A 26,975-nucleotide genomic window follows, 5' to 3' on the forward strand; every position below is an offset into this window, starting at 1 on the left:
AGGCGGGCCGACCACTTTTGGCTAACTTGCCGCATGATTTGGTCCCGAATAGCCGCCTTTATCTTATCGAATCGGCTGGTGTTACTCATCCTGGTGGCAGTAGGCACCGTGTTCATGGGTTACCATGCCGCTCAGGTGAAACTGTCTTACGAATTTGCCAAAATCCTGCCGGTTACCGACCCCGATTACAAGCAGTATCAGGCGTTTAAAGAGCGGTTTGGCGAAGACGGCAACATCATGGTGGTGGGGGTCGAAACCGATTCGATGTACCAGTTGCCCTTCCTGCGTGACTGGCAGCAGCTTAATCGGCAGATCAAACAGATCGACGGCATCCGCGACGTGGTGTCGAACACGGGGCTGTATACGATTCGGCTCAACGACAGCACCGACCGATTTCAGTTGCAGCCCGTTGCCAAAGAGCTTCCCACTACGCAGGCCGAAGCCGATAGCCTGCGGGCCACGCTCGGTCGCCTGCCCTTTTATCAGGGGCTGGTTACCGATTCATCGGGCCGGGCGCACTTGATGGCCGTTTCGTTCGACCAGAAAAAGCTAAATACGAAAGGGCGCATTGCCACGGTCCGGCAGGTCGAGCAACTGGTCGATGCCTTCGGCGAACGCCACCACACGACCGTGCACCTGTCGGGATTGCCCTACATCCGCACGGAATTCACGGCCAAAGTAAGTCGGGAGCTGGGGCTGTTTATGGGCCTTGCCTTTCTGGTTACGGCTTCCATCCTGTTCATTTTTTTCCGGTCGGCGTCGGTGGTCGGCATCAGCATGGCCGTGGTGGCGGTAGGCGTGGTATGGGCGCTGGGCTACCTGGTCTTGCTGGGCTACAGCATCACCATCCTGTCGGGCCTGATTCCGCCCATCCTGATCGTCATTGGGGTACCCAACGCCATTTTCCTGCTCAACCGCTATCATGACGAGCTCAACAAAGGCCTGCCGCAACGCGAGGCCCTGAGCGTAGCGATTGCCAAAGTAGGCGAAACCACTTTCTTCGCCAACGTCACCACGTCGATCGGCTTCTTCGTCTTCTACTTCACGGCCAGCCCGTTCCTGCTCGAATTTGGCCTGATTGCCGCCCTCGGCATCATGACCACCTTCGCGACGTCGCTGATCCTGATTCCGGTGGTCTTCAGCTACCTGAACGTACCCAGCGAAAAACACCGCAGTCACCTCGACAGCCCGCTGGTCACCCGGTTTCTGGTTTGGGTCGATGGGCTCGTGCATCGGCGGCGGGCGGCGGTTTATCTGTTTGTCGGTGTGTGCGTCGTGGCGGGTCTGGTCGGAATGAGCCTGATTCGGGCAACGGGCTATATGGTCGACGATCTGCCCAAAAACGACCCCATCTACACCGATCTGAAGTATTTCGAGAAGACCTATAAAGGTGTACTGCCCTTCGAGGTCAGCATCGACGCCGGGCGGCCGGGGCGCGTGCTGACGCCTCCTACCCTCAACAAGATCAGGCAGTTGCAGCGTGAATTCGGGCAGCACCCTGAACTGGCCCGGCCGCTGTCGGTGGTTGAGGCGGTGAAGTTTTTCTACCAGGCTTACCGGGGTGGCGATCCGCGCTATTACCTGCTACCTCCGGCGCTAGAAATGGCCAAACTGCAACGCTACACCAGTCAGTTGAGCACCGGCACCAAGCGCACCGGCTCGGTGAGTCTGGCGTCGTATGTCGATACCAGCCGCCGATATACCCGGGTGAGTTTTCAGGTGGCCGATATCGGCTCGACCCGGCTGCGCGCGCTGATCGACCAACTCCAGCCCCGCGCCGACTCCATCTTTAATTTCGACCGCGAAACAGGCCGATGGGTTGACTCGGCTGATCGCTACGCCGTGAACATCACCGGCAACAGCGTCACGTTTACACGGGGCAACGAATACCTGCTCCGCAACCTCGCCGAAAGCACGCTGCTGGCCATCGGGCTGGTATCGGTGATCCTCATCATTCTGCTGCGCGACGTGCGGCTGAGTCTTACGGCCATTGTGCCGAGTATCGTGCCGCTGATCGTGACGGCGGGGTTGATGGGCTATTTTCACATCAACCTCAAGCCTTCGACCATCCTGATTTTTAGTATTGCGTTCGGTCTTTCGTCCGACGGCACCATTTATTTCATCACCAAATACCGCGATGAACTGCGCGATAAGAGCGTCGACGTGGCCGAGGCGATATCGCGGACCATCCGGCAAACGGGCGTCAGCATGGTTTACACGGCATTTATTCTGTTTGCGGGCTTCGCCATTTTCACCGCCTCCACCTTTCAGGGAACCGTGTCGCTGGGCATTCTGGTGTCGATTACGCTGCTGATGGGCATGACCTCGAACCTGATCCTGCTGCCAGCTTTCTTGATGACGGTTTACAACCGGCGGCAACGAAAAAAGGTAACGGTTTCGTAAGTTTCGGTTGCAAGCAAGTAGTACCAAATGGTCGATTTCTTTGACTACTATTTCAACGGTTACGTAACCGTTGGAATCCTGCTTGGTACGTACGGCACAACTCACTTATGAAACGATTTTACAGTTTCCTGCTTTTCCTGGCCTGGTCAATCAGCCTCTGCGCACAGCCACTCAAAGCGCCAAAAGGCACGCCCACCGTTCATTTCACGCTAACGGATAGCACCGTCGTTTCGGGCAAAATTATCCGGCAGGACAGCGCCACCATAGCCGTGCAGCGGCCGGGCAAGTACGTAACGTACCTGCAACCCAACCAGATCGTCCGCATCACCACGACCCGCCCCGCCAGACAAGCCAACCCGACAAAAATCACGTCGTTCAGCCTGCGCGACGGCGCGACGGTCAGTGGTCAGGTTGTTCGCCAGACACCCGTAGCGGTGGTCGTCCGGCAAGCCAACGGCACCCAAAGCTACATCGACCCGGCCGACATCCTCAGCACATCGACCATGGCAACGGAAGCGGCGAGCAGTGGCCCCAAAGCCATTGCCTCCGATGCCATCGGGGCCCCGTATCTGCTCAGTGGCCGCACGGCCTACACGCCCAGCGCTGGGACGGTCTATTACCGCAACACGTACCTGATCCGCAACGAGGCCGAAGTGGGCATTACCAACGGCTGGAGCGCCGGGGTGATTACCAACCCATCCTGGAATTTCGTGTATGAGACGTCGTCCTATCTCAGTGAAGCGATTTATACCAGCACCGATTTTGGTACACAGGTATACACGCGGGTTGGCGTTCCTATTGGCAAAAGCATCCGGTTGGGTGCGGTGCTTACCACTCACTTGCAACGCCAGTATACCTTGAACTCATTTGATATCAGGAGCTACATCAGGAGCAGTCTATTGGGGCAAGTACTAGCTTCATTTGGCAAACCACAAAACAACATCACGTTAGGGTATACGTTCCGAATCGATGACAACCTGATGTTCCTACAGGATTTCGGCATGCTGACGATCGGTACAATTCAATACCTCAGTCCGTCACTTTCGGTCGTCAGTGATAATCGCATTCGGATACACGGCAATTCATATGGCCCTGCGACCCGCCTCTCGGCGGCTCTACGCATCCGCAAGAGAAGCCACGCATTCGATATCGGCATTTTTTCGTATACACAGCAGTCATTCTCCAACATCAATTATACGAGTAGAACGAAGCTCTATGCCTACCCCTACCTAAGCTACGCCGTACAACTCGGCGGCAGGCGTTAGTCGGCTTGTGTTCCGTTGACGAGTTTCAGTGTTTCGCGGTAAATCACGTTGCGCTTCCAGAACAATTGCGACGCCATCGGCACGTGTTTTTTACCGGGCAGTACGGTGTATTGGCTTTTCACACCCAGCGCCAGCAGTTTTTCGTGGAAACTTTTGGCACCGTCGATGATGCTCGGGTACGTATTGCCACCCACATACAATAGCGTCGGTGGCGCAGCCGGACCACTTGCCCCGCCTGAACGCACCTGATAAAACGGCGAAACGTCGCGCCAGCCCTCGGGCTTGTTACCGAACGGGATCAGGTACTGCCTGTCAGATGGGTACTTCATTTCCTTTAGGTAATCGTACATGTTGATCCCCGCCGGATCGTCGAGGATAGCGCCTTTGACGGGGTTTTGCGCCAGCCCCAGTTTGGTAAAATAAGTATCCTGAACGGCCAGCAACGCCGCCAGCCCACCGCCCGCCGAGTGCCCCATGACGTAGATCCGGCCGGGGTCGCCGCCAAAGTCAGCAATGTGGTTTTTGACCCACAGAATTGCCTGTGCGCAATCGTCGGCCATAGCAGGCACCTGCACCTCGGGCGAGAGTCGGTAGCTCGGAATCACGGCCACTACGCCCTGTTTGGCCAGTCGTCGCCCGATAAACCAATAAATGTTTTTGCTGCCACTATTCCAGTTGCCGCCGTGGAAAAACACAACGACCGGGGCGGGCCTGTTCGCTTTTCCGTTGGGTCGGTACACATCGAGCACGTTCTTTTCCGGATTGAAATCGGCGCTGGTCTTGGCTTTGTAGGGGATGTCTTTGGTTCGTTTGCTGGTAAACGAAATGGCAGACACCTGGGTCGATAGAAACAGCAATAAAGCGGCTAAAGGCCGGGCATAAACAGGCATAGCAAATAGGTGGATGATCGTGAAGGCAGGAGTCGATGCGGCGATTGGCCGCAACGTACCCAGCTAGTAACACCGCTAGCTACGTTGCAGTTTAATTTCTGTAGTTTCGCCTCTCATGGAAGAGCGCGACCCAGCCACCACCAACGGCCCCATCACTCCCGAAGAACGTACCTACGTTGTCGATACCCTACTCGCTACCCGCGACGCCCTACGCCAGGCGGTGTCGGGCTTATCCGACGACCAGCAACGCTATAAAACCGCGCCCGACCGCTGGTCGATTACCGCCTGTATGGAGCATATCTATCTGGTTGAACGGGGTATTTCAAAAGCCATACACACCGCGATGCTTGCCCCCGCCGATCCAGACCGGCGCATGGCCATCAAGGTATCCGACCTGTTTGTGATCAAGGCGGTACGTAGCCGGGGCGTAACCATCCCGGCGCCCACGCCATTTGTACCCACGGGCCGTTTTGCCGACGTACCCAGCGCCCTGGAAGCCTTCGAGCAACAACGCGCCGCTACCCTTACGTTTGCCGAGACCGCCGCGGCCGACATGCGGGTTCATTTTTTCGAACACCCCGTGCTGGGTACGTTGGATGCCTACCAGGCCCTGCTGGTCATTGCCTCCCACGGCGAACGGCATCGCAAACAAATCGAAGAGATCAAAGCCAGCACTGCCTTCCCGGCCTAAGCGGGCTGATTATTTCCGTCGGCCGGGTTTATACGATCGGCCGTACTTCGCTTTCTTCTCGGCTTCGTAATCGCGCCGCACGTTGACTTTCTGGTTGTGAGCCGCTTTCTCATGAAATGCCGGGCCAACCTCGTCGCGCTTGGGCACTTTCGGCTGCACAATTTTCATCTTTATCTCCGGCTTTTCGGCATCGGTCAACACCGTCGAGATTGGCAGCTTATCGGGCAGCGGTATCACTGGAATGGCGGTCTTCATCAGTGCTTCGATGGCGGCCTGCCGCTCGGCATCGGCCTCGGTGATGAAGGCAATCGCAATGCCTTTCTGGTCGGCCCGGCCCGTGCGCCCGATGCGGTGAATGTAGCTTTCGGGCTCATCAGGCAGATCGAAGTTAATCACGTGCGATACCCCCAGCAGATCGATACCGCGCGATACCAGATCGGTGGCGATGAGCACGCGTAGTTCGCCCGCGCCAAACCGCCTTACCGCTTCGAATCGGTAGGTCTGGGCTTTATCGGCATGAATCACGCCCACCGAGTCGATAAACCGGCGATCAAGATCATCAAACAGCTGATCGGCCATGGCTTTCGTCGCCACAAACACCAGCACTTTCGTCATGGTGCTGTCTTCCTGCAACAGCCGCTCCAGCAGATTCAGTTTGGTGTTGTAATTGGGTACGTTGTAGGCCGATTGCAGAATGCCTTTCAGCGGCGTACCGGCCGGGGCAGCTTCCACACGCACAGGATCGTTAAAGAACGTACCCGGCGTCGACACGCCCAGCAGTTGCTCCACGTCGTCGGTGAGGGTAGCCGAGAATAGCAGGTTCTGCCGCTTGGTCGGTAGCAGGTCGAGGATAGCCGTCAATTGTGCCCGAAAACCGAGGTTCAACATTTCGTCGAACTCATCGATCACCAGCCGCTTCAATTGCTTCGTCTTCAGCACATTACTCTTCAGCAGATCGACCGCCCGACCTGGTGTGGCGACTAGGATATCAGCACCAGCCTGCACCTGCGCCGCCTGCGGTTTGAGGTTCACGCCACCATAGACGCCTACCGTCAGCACGTTCATGTATTTGGTCAGGGCCGTGACAGTTTCCACTACCTGCACCACCAGTTCCCGCGTGGGCACCAGCACCAGCAACTGGGGCGTGTGGGTCGGCGAAAACTGATACTGCCGCAGCGAAGGCAGCAGATACGCAATGGTTTTCCCGGTGCCCGTCTGGGCGATGCCGCACACGTCGCGCCCCGACATGGCCACCGAGAATACCTTTTCCTGAATGGTGGTCGGTTGGGTATAGCCCAGATCGGCCAGCGCGTTCAGGAGTGGCTTATTGAGATTGAGGTCGTTGAACGTCATGGGGGAGGTGATCGATGATGCAGTTATTTGGTACGCTATCTCAGAGATGCGGCGTACCAAACAACCACTCCGGCTCACTTATAATTCTCGATCGCGCCGCGAACATTACCGAAACGGGCCAGCAGGTCGTTGGCGACCTCTTCCGACACGTTCAGTTCGTCCATCACCATCCGGGCAGCGCGCTGTTGCAGTTTGATGTTAGACAGTTGCATATCGACCATCTTATTGCCCTTGACCCGACCCAGTTGAATCATAACGCTGGTCGACAGCATATTCAGAGCGAGTTTCTGGGCTGTACCGGCTTTCATGCGTGTGCTACCCGTCACGAATTCGGGGCCAACCACTACTTCAACGGGAAATTCAGCCGCCTGCGCCACCGCCGATCCGGGATTGCAGACAATACAGCCCGTGAGGCAACCGGCCGCGCGCGCCTGATTCAGCCCGCCAATGACGTAGGGCGTCCGGCCAGAGGCAGCAATGCCCACCACCGTATCGACCGGTTCAATTTTGTAAGCGCTCAAGTCGATCCACGCCTGATTAGGATCATCCTCGGCAAATTCGACCGCCTTCCGAATAGCGCCATCACCACCGGCAATCAGGCCCACCACGAGGTCGTGCGGGACGCCATAGGTCGGCGGACACTCCGAGGCATCCACCACGCCTAACCGGCCGCTTGTGCCGGCGCCAATGTAAAACAGCCGCCCGCCTTCGCGCATGCGGGCCACTACCTGCGTTACGAGCGCTTCGAGTTGCGGAATGGCTTTCGCCACGGCCAGGGGCACGGTTTGGTCTTCGCGGTTGATATTGGTCAGCAGGTCGTGGACCGACATCTGCTCAAGATGCTCGTAGTGGGAGGTCGATTCGGTAATCATAAATACGTTCGGAATGCCGTCGTTGAGGATGCAAAACTACCACTTAAGAACGTTTCTTACCGAAAAGCTGAAGTGTAAATGGGTGACGCACCCACCTACGGCCGTATGACTGCCTGTAAGCCAGCACCGCTGCCAATCCGCAATTGTCCAGTAGCCTCATACTGCACCTGTTTTGCCACCCCGCTGCTATTCGCTGGCAGTGTGACGACATGACGGAGTAAAACCGCATCGGTAACGCCGGGCACACAGTTGCAGGACCAGGTTGTCGGGTCGCTCCAGGTTCCGTTTTTCACCGTATATAAGCCCAATAGAGCCGGGCGTTTCAGTCTGATCAGGGTCGTCTGGGAATAGGGTAAGTCAGTGCATTGGCTACGTATCTGCCACTCATAACTACCGCCGGTTGCCAATCCGGTCAATGTGTAACTTGTCCCCATGACCCCTGCGACAGTATTCCAAGCGTTGGTTCCTGCCAAGCGCCATTGTAGTTCGTAGGGGCCATTTCCGAAATTGTCCTGCCAACGTAACCGCACCGATGTTGGGCTTACTACTTCCGTCTGTGGCCGGGTGGGAAAGCTGCAAAAGAGCTGAAATATATAGGCATCTGTCTGATAATACTGCCCACAGGTCGCTCCAACCTGCCACTCGTATGTCCGATTTGTGGCCAGTCCGGTCAATGAATAAGGGCTACTAATTCCGGTGATACTCTGCCAAATGGATGTTCCTTTTTCTCGCCAGCGAAGCCCATACAGGTTAAGTTGTTGATACAGATCGATCGGACTAGCCTGCCAGCGCAGTAAAACGGTGGTAGGGTCCGTAGGTGTGGCCGTTTGATTGTATACTGAAGGGGAAGTACAGGTCAATACAAAATCAGATCCGCTTTTGTACGAAGCCTCTACGTCGGGCGCGCAGCTACTGCGTACTTGCCATTGATAGGTAATGCCAGCCGTTAGGTTCTGAATAAGCGCAGATTGGCCTTCTACCAACGTACTGGTCCAGACGGTTGTGTTAATCGGCCGCCAACGAACCACGCTCACAACGCTCCCTCCAGTCCAGCTAAGCTGAGCTCTGTTAGGATTGAGCATCCCCATAGACCACAGGTTGGTTGCAGCAGCACATTGGGTGGTGAAGCGGACTGCAGGCGTGAAGCTGGGCAATCCATTGTTGAGGCAATCGGCAGCTACTGCGGCCTCATAAGTGGTGGCGGCTGTCAGGTCAGTCAGGGTGTAGACAGACGTGCCCGTTATGCGCCGTTCAATCCATGGCTGCGTACCAACGACCCGGTAACGAAGTATGTATTGGGATGACTCCGTTTGCCAGGTCCATTTTAGTAGGGCTGCTGTGGGTGACGTTCGTTCGGCATTCACCTGGTAAACAACCGGGCAGATTGTTATAAAGGTGACGATGCTGGAGTACCGTTGAGGAACACCATCGAACATCGGAGCGACCCGCCATTCGTACGGGGTACCCGCCTGCAAACCCGTTAGTGAATTGACCGCGCCGGTCTGCACAAGAGCCGTGTTCCAGCCAACATTACCCGCCATGCGCCATTGCAGCATGACATCGGCGCTAGACGATACCCAATTCAATTGGGCAGAAGTAGGTTTGACGTTGTAAGCATACAGATCCGTCACGGTTGGTACCAGGGTCGTGAAGGTGGTTGTCGCACTGTACGTTAACGCACCGTCGCCGTTCACCAGCACCAATCGGGCAACGTACTCCGTACCGGGTGTCAGGTTCTGAAGCAGCAGCGATTGGGTTGTCAGCAGTCCCGTATTGCTCCACTCAGCGGCTCCTGCTTCCCGCCATTGAACTCGGTAGGCCGACGACCCGCCGTAGATGATGGCTAAGCGCGCCTCGGTCGGGGTTATGCCACCAATTACATAGATGTAGCCCTGATCGACACCAGTCTGAAATGTATTGATTGACGAAAATACCGAACGAACGTTCCCGTCGCAGGTAACCTGTGTACGGTACTCATACGTCGCCCCAGAAGTTAATCCGGTCAGCGTAACCGGGCTGCTCGAAGCAGCCACGGCAGACCAAGTCGTCGACCCACTGAGTCGCCACTGGACAACTGCCACTTCGCCCGACTCCCAGCGGATTGATGCAGTCCGGTAGTTGGCACTAGCATATACATTAGTAAGTGGTCGACAGATCGTCCGAAATGTAGCCGCTGTACTGACCTGCCAAGCACCATCGGTTTCGCAGTAGGTACGGATGCGCACTTCGTACGTGGTGTTAGGCGCCAATCCGGTCAGAAACGCCGTGGAGTTACGTTGCGCAGGCCAGTCAGACCAGTTAACCATGTTTTGTACCCTGTACTGAACGATGGCGGATCCCGAGAAAGGGGTGCTTTCGCTGAAACCCCAAAATATAGTTGCCGAAGTAGAACCGGGTGCGGTTGTTATGTAGGCCGGTTTCATCAGCGTACAGCCATTGGCGGGAAGATCCGTTCGAAACGAAGATCCAGTCACAAAATCACTGTTCGTATTTCCCCAGCATACCGACGCGATTCGCCACTCATACGCTTGGTTAGGTACAAGGCCAGCCAGCGTGTATTTGTTATAACCCGGCGACTGAGAACCCGTCGAGGCGGTAATCGACATCCACGTTGTCGTCGTTGCGATGCGCCATTGCACAATGGCCTGCGCGCCGCCATACCAGCCTATCTGCACGCTCGTTCCATCGAGTACTGTCCGTTCCAGACTGTAAGGGGATTGGCACGAGAGGGTCGCGTAAGTCGAATAGCTATAGCTTGAACGCATCCCATCCCGTTCGGCACGTACCTGAAACTCATAATTTTTACTATACTGTAACCCACCAACTGACCACTTCAATTGCGGCCACTCAATCATCGCCTGACCTGCGGGTACACTTACTGTACTCCAGCTGCCGCCGTCTGTCAGCCTGTATTGGATCGTAAAAGCGGTTGATCGAGTTTCTTCAATGGTCGCCTTGGGATGTTGCCACAGCACATCGACGGACGAAGCCGACGTAACTTGCGGATACCCGATTTCGGGCGATCCGAAGGTTAGCTGAAACGGATAGCTTGACGAAAACGCGCTGTTGACAGTCGTTGAGCAAACGCTCTGAAGTTGGTATTCATACGTAGTACCGGGCTTTAGGTCAGGAATCGAATAATTAGGTTGGCCCGTCACATCCGAAAGCCAGTCAGTACTGCCAACAGCTCGCCAACGCAACCGGTAGCTATCCGTGCTTGTACGGCTATACCATGACACCTGAAACCGCGAGTTATCTATTTGAGAGCCATTGTAGACAGTTGGCGCTAAACAGCTAATGACAAACGCCGGGCCGTCTACCCAAAGCCCGACAGATTCGTTCCCGCAAACTCCCCGTATCCGCCATTCATACGTTGTATCAGTGAGCAGCCCATACAAGGTGAACGTTTTGTTGCCAGGCGGAGCAGGCGAGGCGGGCTCGGCTTCGTCAGCGGGTACCGTTTTGCTAATCCAATTGCCGTTACCAGCGGGGCGATATTGAATTTCGTATTGACCGCTGTTGCTTTGGCCGTACCAGCTCAGTGCAACGCCACCCCCAGGCTTATAAAACGTGACCTGTAGGTTATTAAGCGCGCCATTACACTGTGTTACAAATGTCTGCGCGGTACCAAATGGAGCCGAGTCGTTTGCCTTGCAGGTGGACCGAACCTTCCATTCATAAATCTGACCGGCAGTCAGCCCACTCAGCGAATAGGTTGTGGTGGTAATGCCAGTGATGGTTGTCCAAGTGGCAGGCCCCGACAACGTCCGGTATTGAATCTCATAGCCTAGGCGCAGTTCAGTTGCTCCGCCGTTCCACGACAGCGTAGCCGAGTTATTGGTAACCTCTTGCGTCTGATACTGGTACGGTTGAAAACAGTTGAGCGAAAAATAGCTTTGGCTGCTGAAGTCACTGCGTACACCAGCCTCGCAGACCCGGCGCAACTGCCAGTAGTAACTTTGACCCGGCGTAAGGCCCGTCAGGGTATACGGTGAAGACGTTATACCCGAAACCGTCGTCCAGGAATACGCATCAGACGTGCGCCATTGCAGTTCTGCCGTAGTAGTCGGTACTTTGTTTTGCCACGTCAGCCGGACCGACGAACCGCTGAGGGCTTCGGTATTAAATTGCGTGAACGGAGCATAGCAGGGTACCGAATATGTCTGTATTGGTGAAAACTCCGAGATTTCCGATGGCGAGCAGACGTGTCTTACCCGCCATTCGTAGATGACACTAGCGAGTGGACTGCTTATTACGTAATTCGCCTGCGTTAGTCCAGTGGCTACTGACCAGCCCGACGTACCACTCACCCGCCATTGCACCTCATACCTCCAGTCCTCAAGCCCTACCCAGCTTAACCGCAGATCGTTTTCGTTGGTAAGCTGGGCCGAAAGGCTGGTGGTAACAGGAGCACAGCTGGTCGTAAATACACGCACGGTCGAATAATCAGATGGAACACCACCTGCACAGGCCCCATTAACGCGCCATTCGTAGGTGGTATTATTAGCTAGGCCCGTCAGTTCATAGCCGGCGGCGGACACGTCGCGGATAACCGTCCAGGTAGACGTACCCGCTACTCGATAGCTCACATCTACCGCGGTGGAGGCTAACCAGCTTACTGCGGCAGCATTATGCGTTATCGCTAATGTGGTTAGCTGAGTCGGTACGGCACATTGCGTTTGAAACAGCGATGAAGCCGAATAGGCCGATTTTTCGGTTGCTGAACAGGCTGAACGTACCTGCCATTCGTAGTACATATTCGGGCTGATTGGCTGTAGTCCGTAATCAGCACTGGCCAGATTAGCTATCTCTGTCCAAGTACTGGCCCCGACTGGCCGCCAGCGTAGATCGACAGCGTAGACATTCGGCGCATTACTCCAGCGCAGTTCTACAGCGTTTGTGTTTGCCGCCAGCACACTCAAATTCTGCGGGGCCGCACATTCGGTGCGAAAGATCACCGAACTCGTAAAGTCTGACCACACATTTTCGGCGCAACGGGTACGTACCCGCCATTCAAACGTCGTGTTGTTAGGCAGGTTTTGCAGAGTGGTCGCGTTACCAGAAAGGTCCCCAGCCACTGTCCAGGAGCTGCTTCCTACGGGACGCCACTGCACCTCATGCGCTGCATTGACGACGCCAGACTGCCACTGTAGCCTAGCCGATTGATGAGTGACGTCGCTGGTTGATGGGCTGCTCGGGCTGGCGCAGATGGTCTGAAACGTTCGGGTCTCCGACACCTGTGACGTATCTCCAACCGAACAGATGGCACGTACCCGCCACTGGTAGACGGTGTTATTCGTTAGGCCGGTCAGTGATAGTGTCGACGAACTTTGCGGCGGCAGGGACGTCCAGTTCGTTTGCGACGTTGCTTTATACTGGACCTGCCCGGTGACGTTGCCACAGCACTGGTACCAACTCAGTTGAGCCGACTGGTAGGTAACGGCACTTACGTAAAGATTATACGGAGGCGTCGCACAGTTGGTCTGCGCGATTGTCAGGTGGGCAATAGAGCAAAAAATAACAAAGAGCAGGTAGCGTATTTGCATAGAACCAGGATAAAGGTCGAGGTGGGAGTAGGTTAGTATGAATCTACTTTCTTGGCAAAACGTAAGCAGACTACGCTAACATTTTGGCGCAACTATCCTGCCAATATGGTTGACAATGTACCTGATCAACGTGCTATCATATGCTACTTAACGACACCTATTTCCGGCGCTACGACGAAACCGACGACGGCCAGTTTTACCAGTTGCCCCGGCTGGTGGTGCACATCGACGAACCGGCCATTACCGCCACGACGCAACTCTTCGGCGAGTTATTACCCCCCGGCGGTGCCATCCTTGATCTGATGAGCAGCTGGCGCAGTCACCTGCCAACCGACGTCATTTACGGGCGCGTGGCTGGCCTGGGTATGAACGCGACCGAATTGGCTCAAAACCCGCAACTCACCGACCACATCGTGCAAAACCTGAACGAGCAACCGACGCTCCCGTATGCCGATGCCGAGTTTGATGGCTGCGTGCTTACCGTTTCGGTACAATACCTGACCCAACCGGTGGCGGTGTTTCGAGAGGTTGGTCGTGTGTTGAAACCGGGCGCGCCCTTTATCACCGTCTTTTCCAATCGGATGTTTCCGACGAAAGCGGTGGCCGTTTGGCAGGCGCTGGATGATGCCGGTCATGCCCAATTGGTCGAGACGTATTACCAGCAGACGGGTCTGTTTACAACCATCCTTACCGAAGACCGTAGCCCGTTTCCACGCCGGAGCGACCCACTTTTTGCCACAATCGGGGTTCGCCGTTGAAAAGCGGTTCTTTTTTGAAAAATTATCGATCAATTTTTCAAGGCGTAAACTAAACTCACAACACGGTCGTTTACCATACAACTGCGAAACAAAAAGCCCCGACCACATAGGCCGGGGCTTTTCTATTTATGGCAGACGCCTGCTTAGACCGCGTCAAAGAGGTGATCGCGAAAAGACGAACAGCGCCAGTACCACCACAACCAGCGCCGACAACCCGAAGGCTACGGCGTTGCGCGCCAGCAGACGCGGTGCCGGCCAGCCCAGTTCGGCACGAATCACGTAGTAGTAGCTTAGTCCTACCAGCAGGCCACCCAGAAAACCGCCGAGGTGCGCGGCGTTGTCGGCTCCAATACCCGCGCCAATCAGTAGGTTGATTCCCACTACAGACAGGCTATTTTTAAGCAACGCCTTCCGGGCGGCAGCGTCGAACAGATTGGTGAGCAGCAGCCCCACCAGCATCCCTTCGATCCCGAAGATAGCCCCCGAAGCGCCTGCGCTCACTACCATATCGTGCCACCACAGGCTTACCAGACTGCCCGTGAGTCCCGTAACAACGTACCCAACGGCAAAGCGCGACGTACCCAGCAACGGCTCTATCTGGCTGCCCAGCACCCGCAGCGACATCATGTTGACCACGATGTGGATCAGGCCGATGTGCAGAAAACAGGCCGTCAGCAGTCGCCAGGGTTGGCCGCCGTAAGTCAGCGGGGTATAGTTGGCGCCCCAATTGACCAGATCCTGCCCGGTTGGCGACATGATGTTCACACCCGTCAGGACCATACCTACGAAAACAAGGATATTGATGCCCATCAGAATGGGTGTGGCAACGTACCCAGGCCGGGGCCAGAACACATCGCGAAGGCTGCCGGAAGGTGACGTTGATGGGGGCTGGGTGGTGTTCATGTCCATTGTTTAGTGGTCGTTACTGTCTGGTTGATAAGGCATCCCAACGAGATAGAAGTTCCGGCCGGTACTCGCCAGGGCGCCCGGCGATGAGCCATTCTTGTCAGTTTTATTGTGATGATGAATAATGGCGAACTAAAATTTATGGACAAAAGTTAACGCTGTTATAAAAGCAAACACCGTGTAACGTGGGCGTACTCGAACGACGGCAACGACAGAAAGAAGAAGTCAGGAACAGCATTCTGACGGCCGCCTGGCAGCAGGTGCTGGCCGAGGGCTGGGCTTCGCTTTCGATCCGGAAAATTGCCGACGCCATCGAGTACAGTGTGCCCGTCATCTACAGCCACTTTGTGAGCAAAGATGCCATTTTGCTTGAGTTTACGCGGCAAGGGTTTCAGCGCCTGCTAGAGCAGATGCAGCAGCAGGCCATTTGCGACAAAGCGCCCGCCGAACAACTACAGGGCATCGCCCAGGCTTACTGGACGTTTGCCTTCGAAAACCGAGAGTACTACCAATTGATGTTTGGGCTTGGAATTCCAACCTGCGACGCCGCCAACCACATTGCCGAACTGCGGCTTTTCTCTGATTTTGTTCGTCATCCCATCGAGCAGTTGCTGGCAACAGGCCCTAATGTAGATGCCGACCCTTATTTGAAATTCCGCACGTTTTGGTCGATTCTGCACGGTCTGGTGTCGATTCAGATGATCGACGGGCAATCGTCGAAAACGGACAACTACTGCCAACTGATCCTTCAGGATGCGATCACAGGCTTTATCAAGTCATTGACCTACTAAATTTTTTTGCCTAAATCCTAACACCGTTATATTTTCTACTACTGTAATTATGACCACGCAAACAGCCACAAAGCCAACTATGAACGTCGAAATATGGAGCGACGTGATGTGCCCTTTTTGCTACATCGGCAAACGAAAATTTGAACAGGCACTGGCGCAGTTTCCGCAACGCGATCAGGTGCAGGTAATCTGGAAAAGCTTTCAGTTGAATCCCAACCAGAAAACCGAGCCGAACCGCTCGCTCAACGACTATTTGGCCGACGCAAAAGGCTGGAGTCTGGAGCAGACCCGCGCCATGAATGAGCGCGTAACCGATATGGCGAGCGAGGTAGGCCTGACGTATCACCTGGACCGGGCCGTCGTCGCCAACTCATTCGATGCCCACCGCCTGATCCAACTGGCCAAGACGCAGGGCCTGGGCGACGCCATGGAAGAGCGCCTGTTCCTGGCCTACTTTACCGAAGGCCTCAATACCGCCGACCACGCCACGTTGCTTCGGCTCGGTACCGAGGTAGGCCTGTCGGCCGAGTCAGTTGAGCAGGTACTCGGCAGCAATCAGTTTGCCGATGCCGTTCGGCAGGACATTTACGAATCGCAGCAGGTGGGCGTGCGAGGCGTACCGTTTTTCGTGCTGAATGGGCGGTACGCCGTATCGGGGGCACAGGCACCCGATACCTTCCTGGGCGCGCTGACCACCGCCTGGACCAACTGGAAACAGACCCAGCCTGCCCTCACCGACCTCTCGGCCGATGCGCCCGCCTGCGACATCGACGGCAATTGCTAATTATCAATCAATAGAATACAACCTGAACAAATTCATCTTATGGAACTCATTGAGGCCCTGAACTGGCGCTACGCTGCCAAAAAAATGAACGGAAAGCCCGTTCCCACCGAAAAAGTAAACCGGATACTGGAAGCCATTCGGCTATCGGCTTCGTCGGTCGGCATTCAGCCTTACAACGTGCTTGTAATTGATAGCCACGAGCTACGCGGCAAGATTCACGAACAGGCCTGCCCGCAACCACAAATTGTAGAAGGCTCACACGTGCTGGTGTTTGCTAGCTGGACCGCCGTTGAAGCGCAGCAGATTGATGCCTACATGCAGCTGATTGCCGACACACGCCAGACGCCGATCGAGTCGCTGACGCCCTTCGCCGATTCCATCAAGGGAGCGCTGCTGACCCGCACGCCCGAAGCCCGCGCTGAATGGGCTGCCCGGCAAGCCTACATTGCCCTCGGCACAGGCCTGATTGCCGCAGCCACGGAAGAAGTCGACGCTACGCCGATGGAAGGATTCAACGCTGACGCTCTCGACAAACTGCTTGATCTGCCCGCCAAAGGCCTACACAGCACGTCCATTCTGGTGCTGGGCTATCGCGATGCTGAAAAAGACTTTCTGGCCACCGCGCCCAAAGTGCGCCGCCCGGCCGAAGAACTGTTTATCGAAGTTGCGTAACCAATAACTGCCAACCAGCAAAGGCGGCGATCCAATTGGATCGCCGCCTTTGCTGGTTGGTTCGGGTTTACTTACTTCTTCGCCAGCACGCGCCACACGGTGCCTTTTACGGAATCAGTGATGTAGAGCGAGCCATCAGGCCCCTGCGCCAGGCCCATTGGGCGGTGTTTGGCGTCGCCGGGGCTGGCTAGTTCGAGCTTACCGGCGTTGGCGTTTTGGCCCGGTACACCCTGCTCGGCTACGCCCGCGAAGTTTTCGGCAAACACTTCGTATTTACCCGACGGGCGGCCGTCTTTACCAAACGGAATGAAGGCGACAAAATAACCACCCTGTTTCAGCGGTGCGCGGTTCCACGATCCGTGAAAGCAAACAAACGCGCCGTTTTTGTAGCGGGCGGGGAACTGGTTGCCCGTGTAGAACAGCACGTCATTGGGCGCCCAGTGACCGGGAAAGGCCATGATGGGTTTGTCTTTGCCCGCACACTGATCCTGCGTTTTCCCATCGCCGCCATATTCGGGCGCCAGCATTTTTTTGTTTTGGTAGTGGTCGTTGTAGCAGTAGGGCCAGCCAAAATCGGCCCCATCTTTCACCATCAGAAACTCTTCCGACGGCAGCTCGGCGCTGACCTCATCCGTGAAGGCGCCGCCCCAGTTGTTGAGGTTGTCGCGGCCATGTTGCAGGGCATACAGCGTGTTGGTAGCGGTGTTCCAGTCGAGGGCAACGGCATTACGGATGCCAGTTGCATAGCGCCGACCATCGCTTTGCCGCTGATTGGTTTTGTTGGCGTCGAACACCCAGATACCGGCGTAGTTATCGAGCAGTGGGCAAGGCATTTGTCCTTTCGACCCCGGCTGCCGGTCTTTTTCCTGGCAGGCGTTTGAGGGTGCTCCGAAGTTAACAAACAGTTTGCCGTCGGGCGAAACGGCCAGCGATTTGCTGGCGTGCTGCCGTTGCAGGGTCAGGCCCACCACAATCGGCTCGGGTTGGGTATCGGCCATCACTTTACCGTTGGTCAGCTTATACCGATACACCGACGTATCCGACGAGGCGTAGAGATAGCCATTCACTACGGCGGCGCCTGTGCCGGGGTAGTTACCAAACAGCACCGTTTGGTCGGCGCGGCCATCACCGTTGGTATCGTTCAGTTGCACAATACCCTTGCCGTCTTTGAGGCGTTCGAGCTTGACAAACAACGTACCTGTGGTGGGGTCGACGGCGGCGTGGCGCGCCCGACCCAGGTTATCGGCATAGACGAGTGCCGAGAAACCCGGTGCCAGTTTCAGCCCGCCGTTATCATCATCCGGTTTAATGGCCGACGTACCCGGCCGGGTGGGGCGGGGGCTTTTTTTGCCGGGCGTTGTCGCCGCCGTGAGGGTTGCCAGCAGGGCCAGCGTAAGTAGTGGAACGTAGCGATTCATAGAACGAAGCGATTCAGGTACAGCCAAACAACTAATTGTGAAAGCACGAAGTTATGCCAAGAGCGCTGAAGGTTTACGGGTCCGAGTTCAATGTTGATCCGGCAATCTGGCTGGGTACGTTGTTGGTAACCGTAAACCTTGGGCGCTGAACCTTAAACTCCTTTTTATGCCTGCCGATTTCGTAAAAATATACCCCAAGAACCCCGACATGAACCGCATCCGGCAGGTAGCCAGCGCCCTGCGCGATGGGGCGGTGGTTATTTACCCGACCGATACTATCTATGGTATGGGCTGCGATATTCACAATGCGCGGGCGGTGGAACGGGTGGCCCGTATTAAAGGTATCAAACCCCAGAAAAACGATTTCTCGTTTATCTGTTACGACCTTAGCCACATCGCCGATTATGCACGCGTGAGCAATTCGGCGTTTAAGTTGATGAAACGGCTACTGCCCGGCCCCTACACGGTCATTCTGGAAGCCAACAACCAGGTACCCAAATTGCTGAATAGCAGCAAAAAGACGGTCGGTATTCGGGTGCCTGACAATGATATCCCCCGGCAGCTTGTCCACGAACTGGGCAACCCGATCATTACTACTACCCTGCGCGATGAAGAACCCGGCACGGTCGAATACAGCACCGACCCCGAACTGATTTTCGAGAAATACCGCCACGACGTCGACATCGTCATCGACGGGGGCATCGGTGGGTACGTTCCGTCCACCGTCATCGACGCCACCACCGACGATTTCGAGGTTATCCGGCTGGGGCTGGGCGAAGTTAATTGGGACTAACAACGGCATCCGATTCACACGAACACCTACCGCTCCTTATGCTGGATCAAATCATCGACGCGCGCCCGGCTGCATTGGGCAATGGGTTCACCGTCAGGCGGATTCTGCCTTACCGGCTTCGGCGTATGCTGGGGCCGTTTATTTTCATGGATCACGGTGGCCCGGTGGCCCTGCCGCCGCAGCCCGTCACGAGCATGGACGTGCTGCCGCATCCACACATCGGCCTGTCGACGGTGAGCTATCTGTTCGACGGGCAGCTTACCCACCGCGACAGCCTGGGTGTTGAGCAGGTGATTCGGCCCGGCGACGTCAACTGGATGACGGCCGGCCGGGGCATAGCCCATTCCGAGCGCTTCGAAGACCCCAATCTGCTCGTCGGCAATAGCCTCGAAATGATACAGACGTGGGTGGCCCTGCCCGAAGCCGACGAAGAGAGCGACCCCGCCTTTACGAACTATTCAATCGAACAGTTGCCCGTTTTCACGGATACCGGCGTTTGGCTGCGGCTTATCGCGGGCGATGTGTTTGGCCTTACCAATGCCGTTAAAAGCCATTCACCGCTGTTTTACGCCCATGTCGTGCTCCAGCCGGGCACGCGCTTTGGCCTGCCGCTGGGCTACAGCGAACGGGGCGCCTACGTGGCCAAAGGGCGCGTGGAGGTAAGCGGACGTACCTACGAAGCCGGCCAATTGCTCGTCTTCACGAAAGGTATCGATCCGGTGCTAGTCGCCCACGAAGCCTGCACGCTGATGCTGTTGGGCGGCGAACCGCTGGGCGAGCGCTACATCTGGTGGAACTTCGTGTCGTCGCGCCTCGACCGCATCGAGCAGGCCAAAGCCGACTGGCAGGCGGGGCGTATTGCGCTCCCTCCCACCGACAACACGACGTTCATTCCCCTGCCCGACGATAAATCGAAGCCCGTGGGTAGCCCGCCGCCACCACCCCTCTCCTGACCGGTTTCAGGCTTTTTTCATCGCCAGGAGTTGATCCACCAGCACCTGGTTGATCCGCACGTAACTTTCGTGGGTCCAGCCCGCAATGTGGGGCGTCAGCACCACCCGATCTGACTGGCGGAGGTAGTCAAACGCCGCCTGTTGCGCGGGCGTCAGCGTCTTCAACTTTTCGTTTTCCAGCACGTCGAGGCAAGCCCCGCGCACTTTACCCGACTGAAGCCCGGCCACTACCGCCGTCAGCGAAGCCACCTCACCGCGCGACGCATTGACGAGGAAAAACGGCTTGCTAAACTGCTCGATAAACGCGTCGTTGATCCATTGGCGCGTATCGGTAGTTAGCGGCACGTGCAGGCTCAGCACATCGGCCTCGGCCATAATCTGCGCCACGGTAGCGGCTTCGGCATAGGCGTCGCCGTAGTCGGTGCGGTATTTGTCGTAGGCCAGCACGCGGCAGCCGAAGCCACTGAGGCGGCGGGCGGTGGCTTGTCCGTTGTTGCCGTAGCCAAACAGCCCCACCGTTTTGCCCATCAGTTCGATGCCCCGGTTGCCCTCGCGGTCCCAGGTGCCCTGCCGTACCTCGCGGTCGGCTTTCAGGAGGTTGTTGAACAGGGCTAGCAACATACCCAGCACGTGTTCGGCGACGGCATCGCGGTTACCCGTGCCAGCATGAAAGACCTGAATCCTGCGCGCCTCGGTAGCGGCCACGTCGATCAGGTCGAGCCCGGCGCCCGCCCGGCCAATGTAGCGTAGGTGCGGGGCGGCGGCCAGCATCTCGGTATCGACGGTCGTTTTGCTGCGAATAATAAGCCCTTCGAACGGCCCGATCCGGGCGAGCAGGTCGGCCCGGCTGACGGTGGGTTGGTACTCATAGCTGTAACCGGCTTCATCGAGCATGGTAAACAGCGAGGGGTGCATTTCATCGGCAATCAGAATCGCCGCTTGGGGTGTCGACATGAGGGGAAGTTTGTAACTTGCAAACGTAATTATCAATTAATAAAAATAGGTTGAGGTTGCGCGTTTACGAGTGAAGGGTTGCCAATACCCCGGCAACCGGCTTCCAACAGCCAACTGTAGCCGCATACCCTAACCTGTTTTTCTGGAATGGAACAACAGCCACCCAATACAGAAGGCCGCGAAACTCCGGCGTCGGGCGAGTCGAACAACGGACAGGAACGGCGCAGCCGAAACCGGAATCGCAATCGGAACCGGAACCGCAATCGCGACAAAAACGGGCAGCCTCGTGGTGAACAGGCGTCGGCCATCGACGACGATCTGGAGTTTGAAGAGATTGACACGTCGTTTATCGGTGCCGAAGACGATACCGACGAGAGCGGCAACGTACCTGAGCCGGCCGGTACCCAGGCCGAGCCAGCCAGTCAGCGCCCACCCCGCAGCGAACGAAACCGCCCCGAACGGGGCGAGCGTGCCCAGTCTGAGCGGAACGAGCGCAACAACCAGCGCCAGCCCACCGACCGGGGCGACCGCGCCGAACGCCCAGCCCGCCCTGAGCGCGAGCGGAACCGACCCGAGCGGAGCGAACGGCCTGAACGGCCCGAACGTACCCAACCGGAACGTACCCAGCCCGAGCGGTCTGCCTTTGACCGGTCGGGTTCGCGGCCCGTCGAGTTGCGCCAGGCTCAACCCAGTGTGCAGCCTCCCCAGCCCGAGCGGCAGGAGCGGTACGAGCCCATGGCCGTTGATCGGTATGCGGGGGCCTCGGTCTTCGAAGCCGACGACGAACTGGATGGCAGCCACCGCTCCGGCGACCGCGCGCCCATTTCGGAAACCGCGCAGAAAGAACGCCTCATCATCGGCATCACCCTCGGCGATTACAACGGCGTTGGCCCCGAGGTGATCCTGAAAGCGTTGCAATACAATCAGCTGCAGAAGATTTGCACGCCGGTTATTTATGGCTCTATGCGCGTACTGAACCGGTACCGCAACCTGCTCAACCTGAAAGACTGGAACCTCAACGGGATTCAGCAGGTCGATCAGGCGAGTCATAAAATGACCAATGTCATCACCTGTTTCAGCGAAAACACGCCCCCGCCGGTACCGCAACCAACCGTAGCCGAGGGCGACCCCCCGGCCGACGGCGAGGCCGAAACGCCCGCCCCCGTTGTTGAGAAACCCGCTCCGCTACCCGTCGATATTCAGCCCGGCAAGGTGACGCCCGAAGCCGGCATTGCGGCCTTTGCCTGCCTGAGCCGCGGGGTCGAAGATCTCAAAGCCGGGAAAATTCATGCCCTCGTTACGGCGCCGATCAACAAGCACAATATTCAGTCGGAAGCGTTCAAGTTTCCGGGCCATACCGAGTACCTCGCCAGCGCTTTCGGTGTTGCCGACAACCTCATGTTCATGGTCAGCGAGACACTGAAGGTGGGCGTCGTGACGGGCCACGTACCGCTGGGGCGCGTTCGGCAGGGCATTCACAAAGGAGCGATTCTGCAAAAGATCGACCTGATGACCAAGTCGCTGAAACAGGATTTCGGCATTCGTCGCCCCAAAATCGCCGTGCTGGGCCTCAACCCTCACGCGGGCGAAAACGGTCTGCTCGGCAACGAGGAAAAAGAGATCATCACGCCGCTCATCAATGAGTTGCGGCAAAAAGGGCAGCTGGTGTATGGCCCCTTCCCGGCCGATGGCTTCTTCGGCACCCGCGCCTATCGGAAATACGACGCCGTACTGGCGATGTACCACGACCAGGGCCTGATTCCGTTTAAATCGATCGCGTTCGACGAAGGCGTCAACTTCACCGCCGGGATGCCCGCCGTTCGGACCTCGCCCGACCACGGCACAGCCTATGACATCGCAGGAAAAGGCCTCGCCGACGAAACCTCGATGATTCAGGCCATTTACACTGCCTGCGACGTCGCCCGCCGCCGCATCGACTACCAGGAATTAGAAGCCAATGCACTTAAAAAATAGCATGGGGCAGGAGGCATGGGGTTTAGGGAGTTTTTGAAACCCCATGCCCCATGCACCATGCCCCATACCTTTTCTCCCACACATGCTTAAATCAATGACCGGCTTCGGCACTGCCACCGTCGAAGCAAACGGCCTCTCGGCAACGGCGGAAGTCAAAACGCTGAATTCTAAATTCTTAGACATTTTCTGCCGGTTGCCACGCGGCTTCTCCGACCGCGAAATCGAAGTAAGGAACCTGCTGACCCAGCAACTCGAACGGGGTAAAGTCGAATTCAACCTGTCGATCACGCGCACGGCCGACCTGCGCCCGACCGTGACCATCAACCGCCCGCTCGTAACGGCCTACATCAGCGACCTGCGCGAAACGGCCAATTCGATGCTGCTGAGCACCTCGGACGACGAGCTGTTCCGGCTGGCCATGAGCATGCCCAACGTGTACCTGACCGAATCGGCCAGCAACGTGGATACGGCGCAGGAAGACTGGGCCCTCATTCAGCAGGCCGTGCTCGAAGCCATCAGCCGTTGCAATGAGTTTCGGGCGCAGGAAGGCGCTTCGCTCGAAGGCAAGTTCCGCGAGTACATCCAGACCATCACCGACCGGCTGGCCGACGTAGAAACGCAGGACGTGCTCCGCATACCGTCCGTGCGCGAACGCCTGCGCGGCAACATTACCGACCTGCTGGGCAACGAAGAGTTCGACCGCAACCGCTTCGAGCAGGAACTGGTTTACTACGTGGAGAAATTCGACATCTCGGAAGAAAAAGTGCGCCTGAAAAACCACCTGGTGTATTTCATGGAAGTGCTCGCCACCGAGGAAGCCAATGGCAAAAAACTGAACTTCATCGCCCAGGAAATTGGCCGCGAAATCAACACCATCGGTTCCAAAGCCAACGATTCGGTCATTCAGCGGTACGTGGTGCAGATGAAAGACGAACTGGAAAAGATCAAGGAGCAGACCATGAACGTGATCTAGCCGATTTACAGCTATGTTTTTTGTCATCCCGACGACAGGAGGGTTCTTCAGGTTTCCCAGCTTGAGGGTAAGGATGCTTCAAGATCCTTCCTGTCGTCGGGATGACAAAAAAACAGGATGACACTAGTGAAAGCTGATCTACACGGGTCAGCTTTTTTCATTGCTAATAGTAAGAAACAGCCTATTGGCTTCTTCTTGGTTCGCATTAGCATCACAAAATGGCATTAGAGCAAACCTGGCGCTGGTTTGGCGATTACCCCACCGGCCCTGTCGATCCCGTAAGTTTGTGGGATGTTCGGCAGGCGGGAGCCACGGGGATCGTCACCGCCCTCCACCACCTACCCAACGGCACCGTCTGGTCGAAAGCTGAGATCGACGCACGCCGCCAAACCATCGCCGCCCACGGCCTGAGCTGGTCGGTGATCGAAAGCATTCCCGTTCATGAAGACATCAAAAAGCAGCAAGGCAATTGGCGCGACTACATCGCCAATTACAAGGAGACGCTGCACAACGTAGCCGCCTGCGGGATCGATACGGTCTGCTACAACTTCATGCCTGTATTGGACTGGACCCGCACCGACCTCGATTACCAACTGCCCGACCACTCCACGGCCCTGCGCTTCGACATGACCGAGTTTTGCGCCTTCGACGTGCTGATTCTGCAACGCGCCGGTGCCGAAGCCGAGTATACGCCCGAGGTGCTAACGGCGGCACGTACCTGGCTCGACCGCGCCACCGATGCCGACGTCGCCAAGCTTACGCGTAACCTCATTGCCGGGCTACCCGGTGCCGAAGAAGGGTTCACCATCGACGCCCTGCGCGAGGTGCTGGCGTCCTACGCCCACATCGACGCTGATCAGCTGCGCCGCAATCTGATTGATTTTGTGGGTGAAATCGCCCCTGTCGCGCAGGAGCTGGGTATTCGTCTGTCGATCCACCCCGACGATCCGCCGTTTCCGATGCTGGGCCTGCCCCGCGTGATGAGCACCGAAGCCGACGCCCGCGCCCTGCTCGACGCTGTCGACGTACCGGCGAATGGCCTGTGTTTCTGCACAGGTAGCTTCGGCGTGCGGCCCGACAACGATCTGGTGGGTATGGCTTCGCGCCTGGCCGATCGTATCCATTTCATTCACCTGCGCGCCACCCGCCGCGAAGCCGACGGTAGTTTCTACGAAGCCGACCACCTCACGGGCGACGTGGATATGTATGGCGTGGTGAAAGCCCTGCTGGCTGAGCAACGCCGCCGCGAAGCCGAAGGCCGTCAGGATCTGCGAATGCCGTTCCGGCCCGATCACGGCCACCGCATGCTCGACGATCTGCGCTCGACCAAACGATCCAACCCCGGCTACACGGCCATCGGTCGCCTGCGCGGTCTGGCCGAAATCCGCGGCCTCATGCTGGGTCTTAACCAAACGCTTTAAACGCAACGGCGCGAAGGATATCGCAAAGAGCGCAACGCTCTTTTTACGCTGACTTATCAATCTTAGCGCCCTTTGCGATATCCTTCGCGCCGTTGCGTCCCCATCCTATGCAAACCTTTCTGACCGACGATTTTCTGCTGCAAAGCGAACCGGCCCGGCGGCTCTATCACGACTACGCCGCGCCAATGCCCATCATTGATTACCACAACCACCTGCCACCCGATCAGATTGTCCGGAACCATCAGTTCGAGAACATCACGCAGGTCTGGCTTTATGGCGACCATTACAAGTGGCGGGCGATGCGGACCAACGGTATTGCCGAGCACTTCATCACCGGCGGGGCATCGGACTGGGAGAAGTTTGAAAAATGGGCCGAAACCGTTCCGTACACGCTGCGCAACCCACTTTACCATTGGACCCACCTTGAACTCCAACGGTACTTTGGCATTACGGAACTGCTGACCCCCGCCACGGCCCGCCGCATTTATGACCAATGTTCAGAGCAGTTGCAAGCGCCGGAATTCAGCACGCAGGGCCTGCTACGCCGCATGAAGGTAGCGGCTGTCGGCACGACTGACGACCCGGCCGATTCGCTGGAACACCATGCCGCCCTGCCCGCGACCGATCCAGGCTTCGAGATGGTGCCGACGTTCCGGCCCGACAAAGCCATGACGCCCGACGACCCAGCTGCTTTTCAGGCGTACATCGCTAAACTGAGCAGCGCCGCCGGTCAGCCAATTCAGGATTTCGATGGGCTGTTGTCGGCCCTGGAAAGCCGCGCCGACTGGTTTGTGCAACACGGCTGCCGGGCCTCCGACCACGGCCTTGAAACCGTCTACGCCGATTCGTTCGACCGGGCATCGGTGGCGCAGTCGTTTGAGCGCGCCATGAACGGCGAAACCCTGTCGGCGGGCGAGCTGGGTACGTTCAAATCGGCGATGCTGCTGTTTTTTGGGCAGCTCGTTCACAGCAAAGGCTGGGTACAACAGTTTCACCTGGGTGCGCTGCGCAACAACAACACCCGGCAACTGCGCGAATTAGGCCCCGACACGGGTTGGGACAGCATCGGCGATTTCAGTCAGGCTCGCTCGCTGTCGCGCCACCTCGACCGCCTCGACAACACCAATCAACTGGCCAAAACGATTCTGTACAACCTGAACCCGGCCGATAACGACCTGTTCGCGACGATGATCGGTAACTTCCAGGATGGCAGCACGCCCGGCAAGCTGCAGTTTGGTTCGGGCTGGTGGTTTCTGGACCAGAAAAACGGCATGGAGCAACAGATCAACTCCCTGTCGAACATGGGGCTGTTGAGCCGGTTCGTCGGGATGCTCACCGATTCGCGCAGCTTCCTGTCGTTTCCCCGCCACGAGTATTTCCGGCGTATCCTCTGCAACCTGATCGGGGCCGATGTTGCCAACGGCGAACTGCCCAACGACCTTGCGTGGTTGGGCGGCATTGTGCAGGATATCTGCTATCGCAACGCCAAAGGCTATTTTGGATTTTAAGCCGATTGCCGTAGACTATCTGGTTATTGGCCAAAATTCCAGCGTTTTTA

The 26,975-nt window shown here is 57.0% G+C and carries 20 protein-coding genes; 13 read left to right on the forward strand and 7 right to left on the reverse strand.

Annotated features, from left to right (window positions below; all coding sequences use genetic code 11):
- The first annotated feature begins 33 nt into the window (after nucleotides 1-33).
- The gene (locus tag FAES_RS24550; protein WP_015333902.1) at nucleotides 34-2,403 is read left to right on the forward strand and encodes an efflux RND transporter permease subunit; all 2,370 of its coding nucleotides are present in this window, start codon (nucleotides 34-36) and stop codon (nucleotides 2,401-2,403) included.
- A 107-nt stretch (nucleotides 2,404-2,510) separates the two neighbouring features.
- Nucleotides 2,511-3,668, forward strand: a complete 1,158-nt coding sequence (locus FAES_RS24555; RefSeq protein WP_015333903.1) for a hypothetical protein — start codon at nucleotides 2,511-2,513, stop codon at nucleotides 3,666-3,668.
- Here FAES_RS24555 and FAES_RS24560 read toward each other — a convergent pair.
- Nucleotides 3,665-4,558 carry an alpha/beta hydrolase gene (locus tag FAES_RS24560; RefSeq protein WP_015333904.1) on the reverse strand — a complete coding sequence of 298 codons (894 nt, stop codon included), beginning with the start codon at nucleotides 4,556-4,558 and terminating at the stop codon, nucleotides 3,665-3,667. The two genes, FAES_RS24555 and FAES_RS24560, sit on opposite strands and share 4 nt — an antisense overlap.
- A 115-nt stretch (nucleotides 4,559-4,673) precedes the next feature.
- Here FAES_RS24560 and FAES_RS24565 point away from each other — a divergent pair, with 115 nt between their 5' ends.
- Nucleotides 4,674-5,249, forward strand: a complete 576-nt coding sequence (locus tag FAES_RS24565; protein ID WP_015333905.1) for a DinB family protein — start codon at nucleotides 4,674-4,676, stop codon at nucleotides 5,247-5,249.
- Nucleotides 5,250-5,258: 9 nt separating this feature from the next.
- Here FAES_RS24565 and FAES_RS24570 read toward each other — a convergent pair whose 3' ends face one another.
- From FAES_RS24570 to FAES_RS24580, 3 genes are all read right to left on the reverse strand, one after another.
- Entirely contained in the window at nucleotides 5,259-6,602 is a 1,344-nt protein-coding gene (locus tag FAES_RS24570; protein WP_015333906.1) for a DEAD/DEAH box helicase, read from the reverse strand.
- Nucleotides 6,603-6,676: 74 nt separating this feature from the next.
- Nucleotides 6,677-7,474 (reverse strand): N-acetylmuramic acid 6-phosphate etherase, encoded by a 798-nt coding sequence (gene murQ / locus FAES_RS24575; protein ID WP_015333907.1) that lies wholly within the window; start codon nucleotides 7,472-7,474, stop codon nucleotides 6,677-6,679.
- A 95-nt stretch (nucleotides 7,475-7,569) separates the two neighbouring features.
- Nucleotides 7,570-13,020, reverse strand: coding sequence for a fibronectin type III domain-containing protein (locus FAES_RS24580; protein WP_015333908.1), 5,451 nt, complete (start codon nucleotides 13,018-13,020; stop codon nucleotides 7,570-7,572).
- Nucleotides 13,021-13,160: 140 nt separating this feature from the next.
- Between FAES_RS24580 and FAES_RS24585 the strand changes: the two genes are divergently transcribed.
- Nucleotides 13,161-13,778 carry a methyltransferase domain-containing protein gene (locus FAES_RS24585; protein ID WP_015333909.1) on the forward strand — a complete coding sequence of 206 codons (618 nt, stop codon included), beginning with the start codon at nucleotides 13,161-13,163 and terminating at the stop codon, nucleotides 13,776-13,778.
- A gap of 153 nt (nucleotides 13,779-13,931) precedes the next feature.
- Here FAES_RS24585 and FAES_RS24590 read toward each other — a convergent pair whose 3' ends face one another.
- Nucleotides 13,932-14,681: a rhomboid family intramembrane serine protease gene (locus FAES_RS24590; RefSeq protein ID WP_158408813.1), complete on the reverse strand. Its 750-nt coding sequence runs from the start codon at nucleotides 14,679-14,681 to the stop codon at nucleotides 13,932-13,934.
- 188 nt (nucleotides 14,682-14,869) lie between these two features.
- On the opposite strand from FAES_RS24590, the gene FAES_RS24595 reads away from it, so the two are divergent.
- From FAES_RS24595 to FAES_RS24605, 3 genes are all read left to right on the forward strand, one after another.
- The gene (locus tag FAES_RS24595) at nucleotides 14,870-15,475 is read left to right on the forward strand and encodes a TetR/AcrR family transcriptional regulator (RefSeq protein WP_015333911.1); all 606 of its coding nucleotides are present in this window, start codon (nucleotides 14,870-14,872) and stop codon (nucleotides 15,473-15,475) included.
- Nucleotides 15,476-15,554: 79 nt separating this feature from the next.
- Nucleotides 15,555-16,259: a DsbA family oxidoreductase gene (locus tag FAES_RS24600; RefSeq protein WP_041258365.1), complete on the forward strand. Its 705-nt coding sequence runs from the start codon at nucleotides 15,555-15,557 to the stop codon at nucleotides 16,257-16,259.
- 39 nt (nucleotides 16,260-16,298) lie between these two features.
- Complete coding sequence (locus tag FAES_RS24605; RefSeq protein WP_015333913.1) at nucleotides 16,299-16,931, forward strand: nitroreductase family protein; 633 nt, start codon at nucleotides 16,299-16,301, stop codon at nucleotides 16,929-16,931.
- Nucleotides 16,932-17,002: 71 nt separating this feature from the next.
- Here FAES_RS24605 and FAES_RS24610 read toward each other — a convergent pair whose 3' ends face one another.
- Nucleotides 17,003-18,349 (reverse strand): PQQ-dependent sugar dehydrogenase, encoded by a 1,347-nt coding sequence (locus FAES_RS24610; protein WP_015333914.1) that lies wholly within the window; start codon nucleotides 18,347-18,349, stop codon nucleotides 17,003-17,005.
- A gap of 166 nt (nucleotides 18,350-18,515) precedes the next feature.
- Between FAES_RS24610 and FAES_RS24615 the strand changes: the two genes are divergently transcribed.
- Nucleotides 18,516-19,142: an L-threonylcarbamoyladenylate synthase gene (locus FAES_RS24615; protein ID WP_015333915.1), complete on the forward strand. Its 627-nt coding sequence runs from the start codon at nucleotides 18,516-18,518 to the stop codon at nucleotides 19,140-19,142.
- Nucleotides 19,143-19,180: 38 nt separating this feature from the next.
- Nucleotides 19,181-20,095 (forward strand): pirin family protein, encoded by a 915-nt coding sequence (locus FAES_RS24620; RefSeq protein WP_015333916.1) that lies wholly within the window; start codon nucleotides 19,181-19,183, stop codon nucleotides 20,093-20,095.
- A 6-nt stretch (nucleotides 20,096-20,101) separates the two neighbouring features.
- Here FAES_RS24620 and FAES_RS24625 read toward each other — a convergent pair whose 3' ends face one another.
- The gene (locus tag FAES_RS24625) at nucleotides 20,102-21,049 is read right to left on the reverse strand and encodes a 2-hydroxyacid dehydrogenase (RefSeq protein WP_015333917.1); all 948 of its coding nucleotides are present in this window, start codon (nucleotides 21,047-21,049) and stop codon (nucleotides 20,102-20,104) included.
- A gap of 147 nt (nucleotides 21,050-21,196) precedes the next feature.
- Here FAES_RS24625 and pdxA point away from each other — a divergent pair, with 147 nt between their 5' ends.
- The 4 genes from pdxA to uxaC all read left to right on the forward strand — a co-directional run bounded on the left by pdxA (nucleotide 21,197) and on the right by uxaC (nucleotide 26,925).
- The gene (pdxA, locus tag FAES_RS29780) at nucleotides 21,197-23,023 is read left to right on the forward strand and encodes a 4-hydroxythreonine-4-phosphate dehydrogenase PdxA (RefSeq protein WP_015333918.1); all 1,827 of its coding nucleotides are present in this window, start codon (nucleotides 21,197-21,199) and stop codon (nucleotides 23,021-23,023) included.
- Nucleotides 23,024-23,105: 82 nt separating this feature from the next.
- A complete protein-coding gene (locus FAES_RS24635) occupies nucleotides 23,106-23,996 on the forward strand; it encodes a YicC/YloC family endoribonuclease (RefSeq protein WP_015333919.1) in 891 nt (296 codons plus the stop codon).
- A gap of 218 nt (nucleotides 23,997-24,214) precedes the next feature.
- Entirely contained in the window at nucleotides 24,215-25,417 is a 1,203-nt protein-coding gene (gene uxuA, locus FAES_RS24640; RefSeq protein ID WP_015333920.1) for a mannonate dehydratase, read from the forward strand.
- A gap of 107 nt (nucleotides 25,418-25,524) precedes the next feature.
- Nucleotides 25,525-26,925 carry a glucuronate isomerase gene (uxaC, locus tag FAES_RS24645; protein ID WP_015333921.1) on the forward strand — a complete coding sequence of 467 codons (1,401 nt, stop codon included), beginning with the start codon at nucleotides 25,525-25,527 and terminating at the stop codon, nucleotides 26,923-26,925.
- Nucleotides 26,926-26,975: the final 50 nt, after the last annotated feature.

Source organism: Fibrella aestuarina BUZ 2, from assembly GCF_000331105.1.
Classification (GTDB): Bacteria; Bacteroidota; Bacteroidia; order Cytophagales; family Spirosomataceae; genus Fibrella; species Fibrella aestuarina.

Coding starts and splice junctions, on each gene's coding strand:
- FAES_RS24615 (WP_015333915.1), top strand. CDS start 18,516: ATGCCTGCCGATTTCGTAAAAATATACCCCAAGAACCCCGACATGAAC.
- FAES_RS24580 (WP_015333908.1), bottom strand. CDS start 13,020: ATGCAAATACGCTACCTGCTCTTTGTTATTTTTTGCTCTATTGCCCAC.
- FAES_RS24585 (WP_015333909.1), top strand. CDS start 13,161: ATGCTACTTAACGACACCTATTTCCGGCGCTACGACGAAACCGACGAC.
- FAES_RS24560 (WP_015333904.1), bottom strand. CDS start 4,558: ATGCCTGTTTATGCCCGGCCTTTAGCCGCTTTATTGCTGTTTCTATCG.
- uxaC (WP_015333921.1), top strand. CDS start 25,525: ATGCAAACCTTTCTGACCGACGATTTTCTGCTGCAAAGCGAACCGGCC.
- FAES_RS24590 (WP_158408813.1), bottom strand. CDS start 14,681: ATGAACACCACCCAGCCCCCATCAACGTCACCTTCCGGCAGCCTTCGC.
- pdxA (WP_015333918.1), top strand. CDS start 21,197: ATGGAACAACAGCCACCCAATACAGAAGGCCGCGAAACTCCGGCGTCG.
- FAES_RS24555 (WP_015333903.1), top strand. CDS start 2,511: ATGAAACGATTTTACAGTTTCCTGCTTTTCCTGGCCTGGTCAATCAGC.
- FAES_RS24570 (WP_015333906.1), bottom strand. CDS start 6,602: ATGACGTTCAACGACCTCAATCTCAATAAGCCACTCCTGAACGCGCTG.
- FAES_RS24565 (WP_015333905.1), top strand. CDS start 4,674: ATGGAAGAGCGCGACCCAGCCACCACCAACGGCCCCATCACTCCCGAA.
- FAES_RS24620 (WP_015333916.1), top strand. CDS start 19,181: ATGCTGGATCAAATCATCGACGCGCGCCCGGCTGCATTGGGCAATGGG.
- FAES_RS24625 (WP_015333917.1), bottom strand. CDS start 21,049: ATGTCGACACCCCAAGCGGCGATTCTGATTGCCGATGAAATGCACCCC.
- FAES_RS24600 (WP_041258365.1), top strand. CDS start 15,555: ATGAACGTCGAAATATGGAGCGACGTGATGTGCCCTTTTTGCTACATC.
- FAES_RS24610 (WP_015333914.1), bottom strand. CDS start 18,349: ATGAATCGCTACGTTCCACTACTTACGCTGGCCCTGCTGGCAACCCTC.
- murQ (WP_015333907.1), bottom strand. CDS start 7,474: ATGATTACCGAATCGACCTCCCACTACGAGCATCTTGAGCAGATGTCG.
- FAES_RS24605 (WP_015333913.1), top strand. CDS start 16,299: ATGGAACTCATTGAGGCCCTGAACTGGCGCTACGCTGCCAAAAAAATG.
- FAES_RS24635 (WP_015333919.1), top strand. CDS start 23,106: ATGCTTAAATCAATGACCGGCTTCGGCACTGCCACCGTCGAAGCAAAC.
- FAES_RS24550 (WP_015333902.1), top strand. CDS start 34: ATGATTTGGTCCCGAATAGCCGCCTTTATCTTATCGAATCGGCTGGTG.
- uxuA (WP_015333920.1), top strand. CDS start 24,215: ATGGCATTAGAGCAAACCTGGCGCTGGTTTGGCGATTACCCCACCGGC.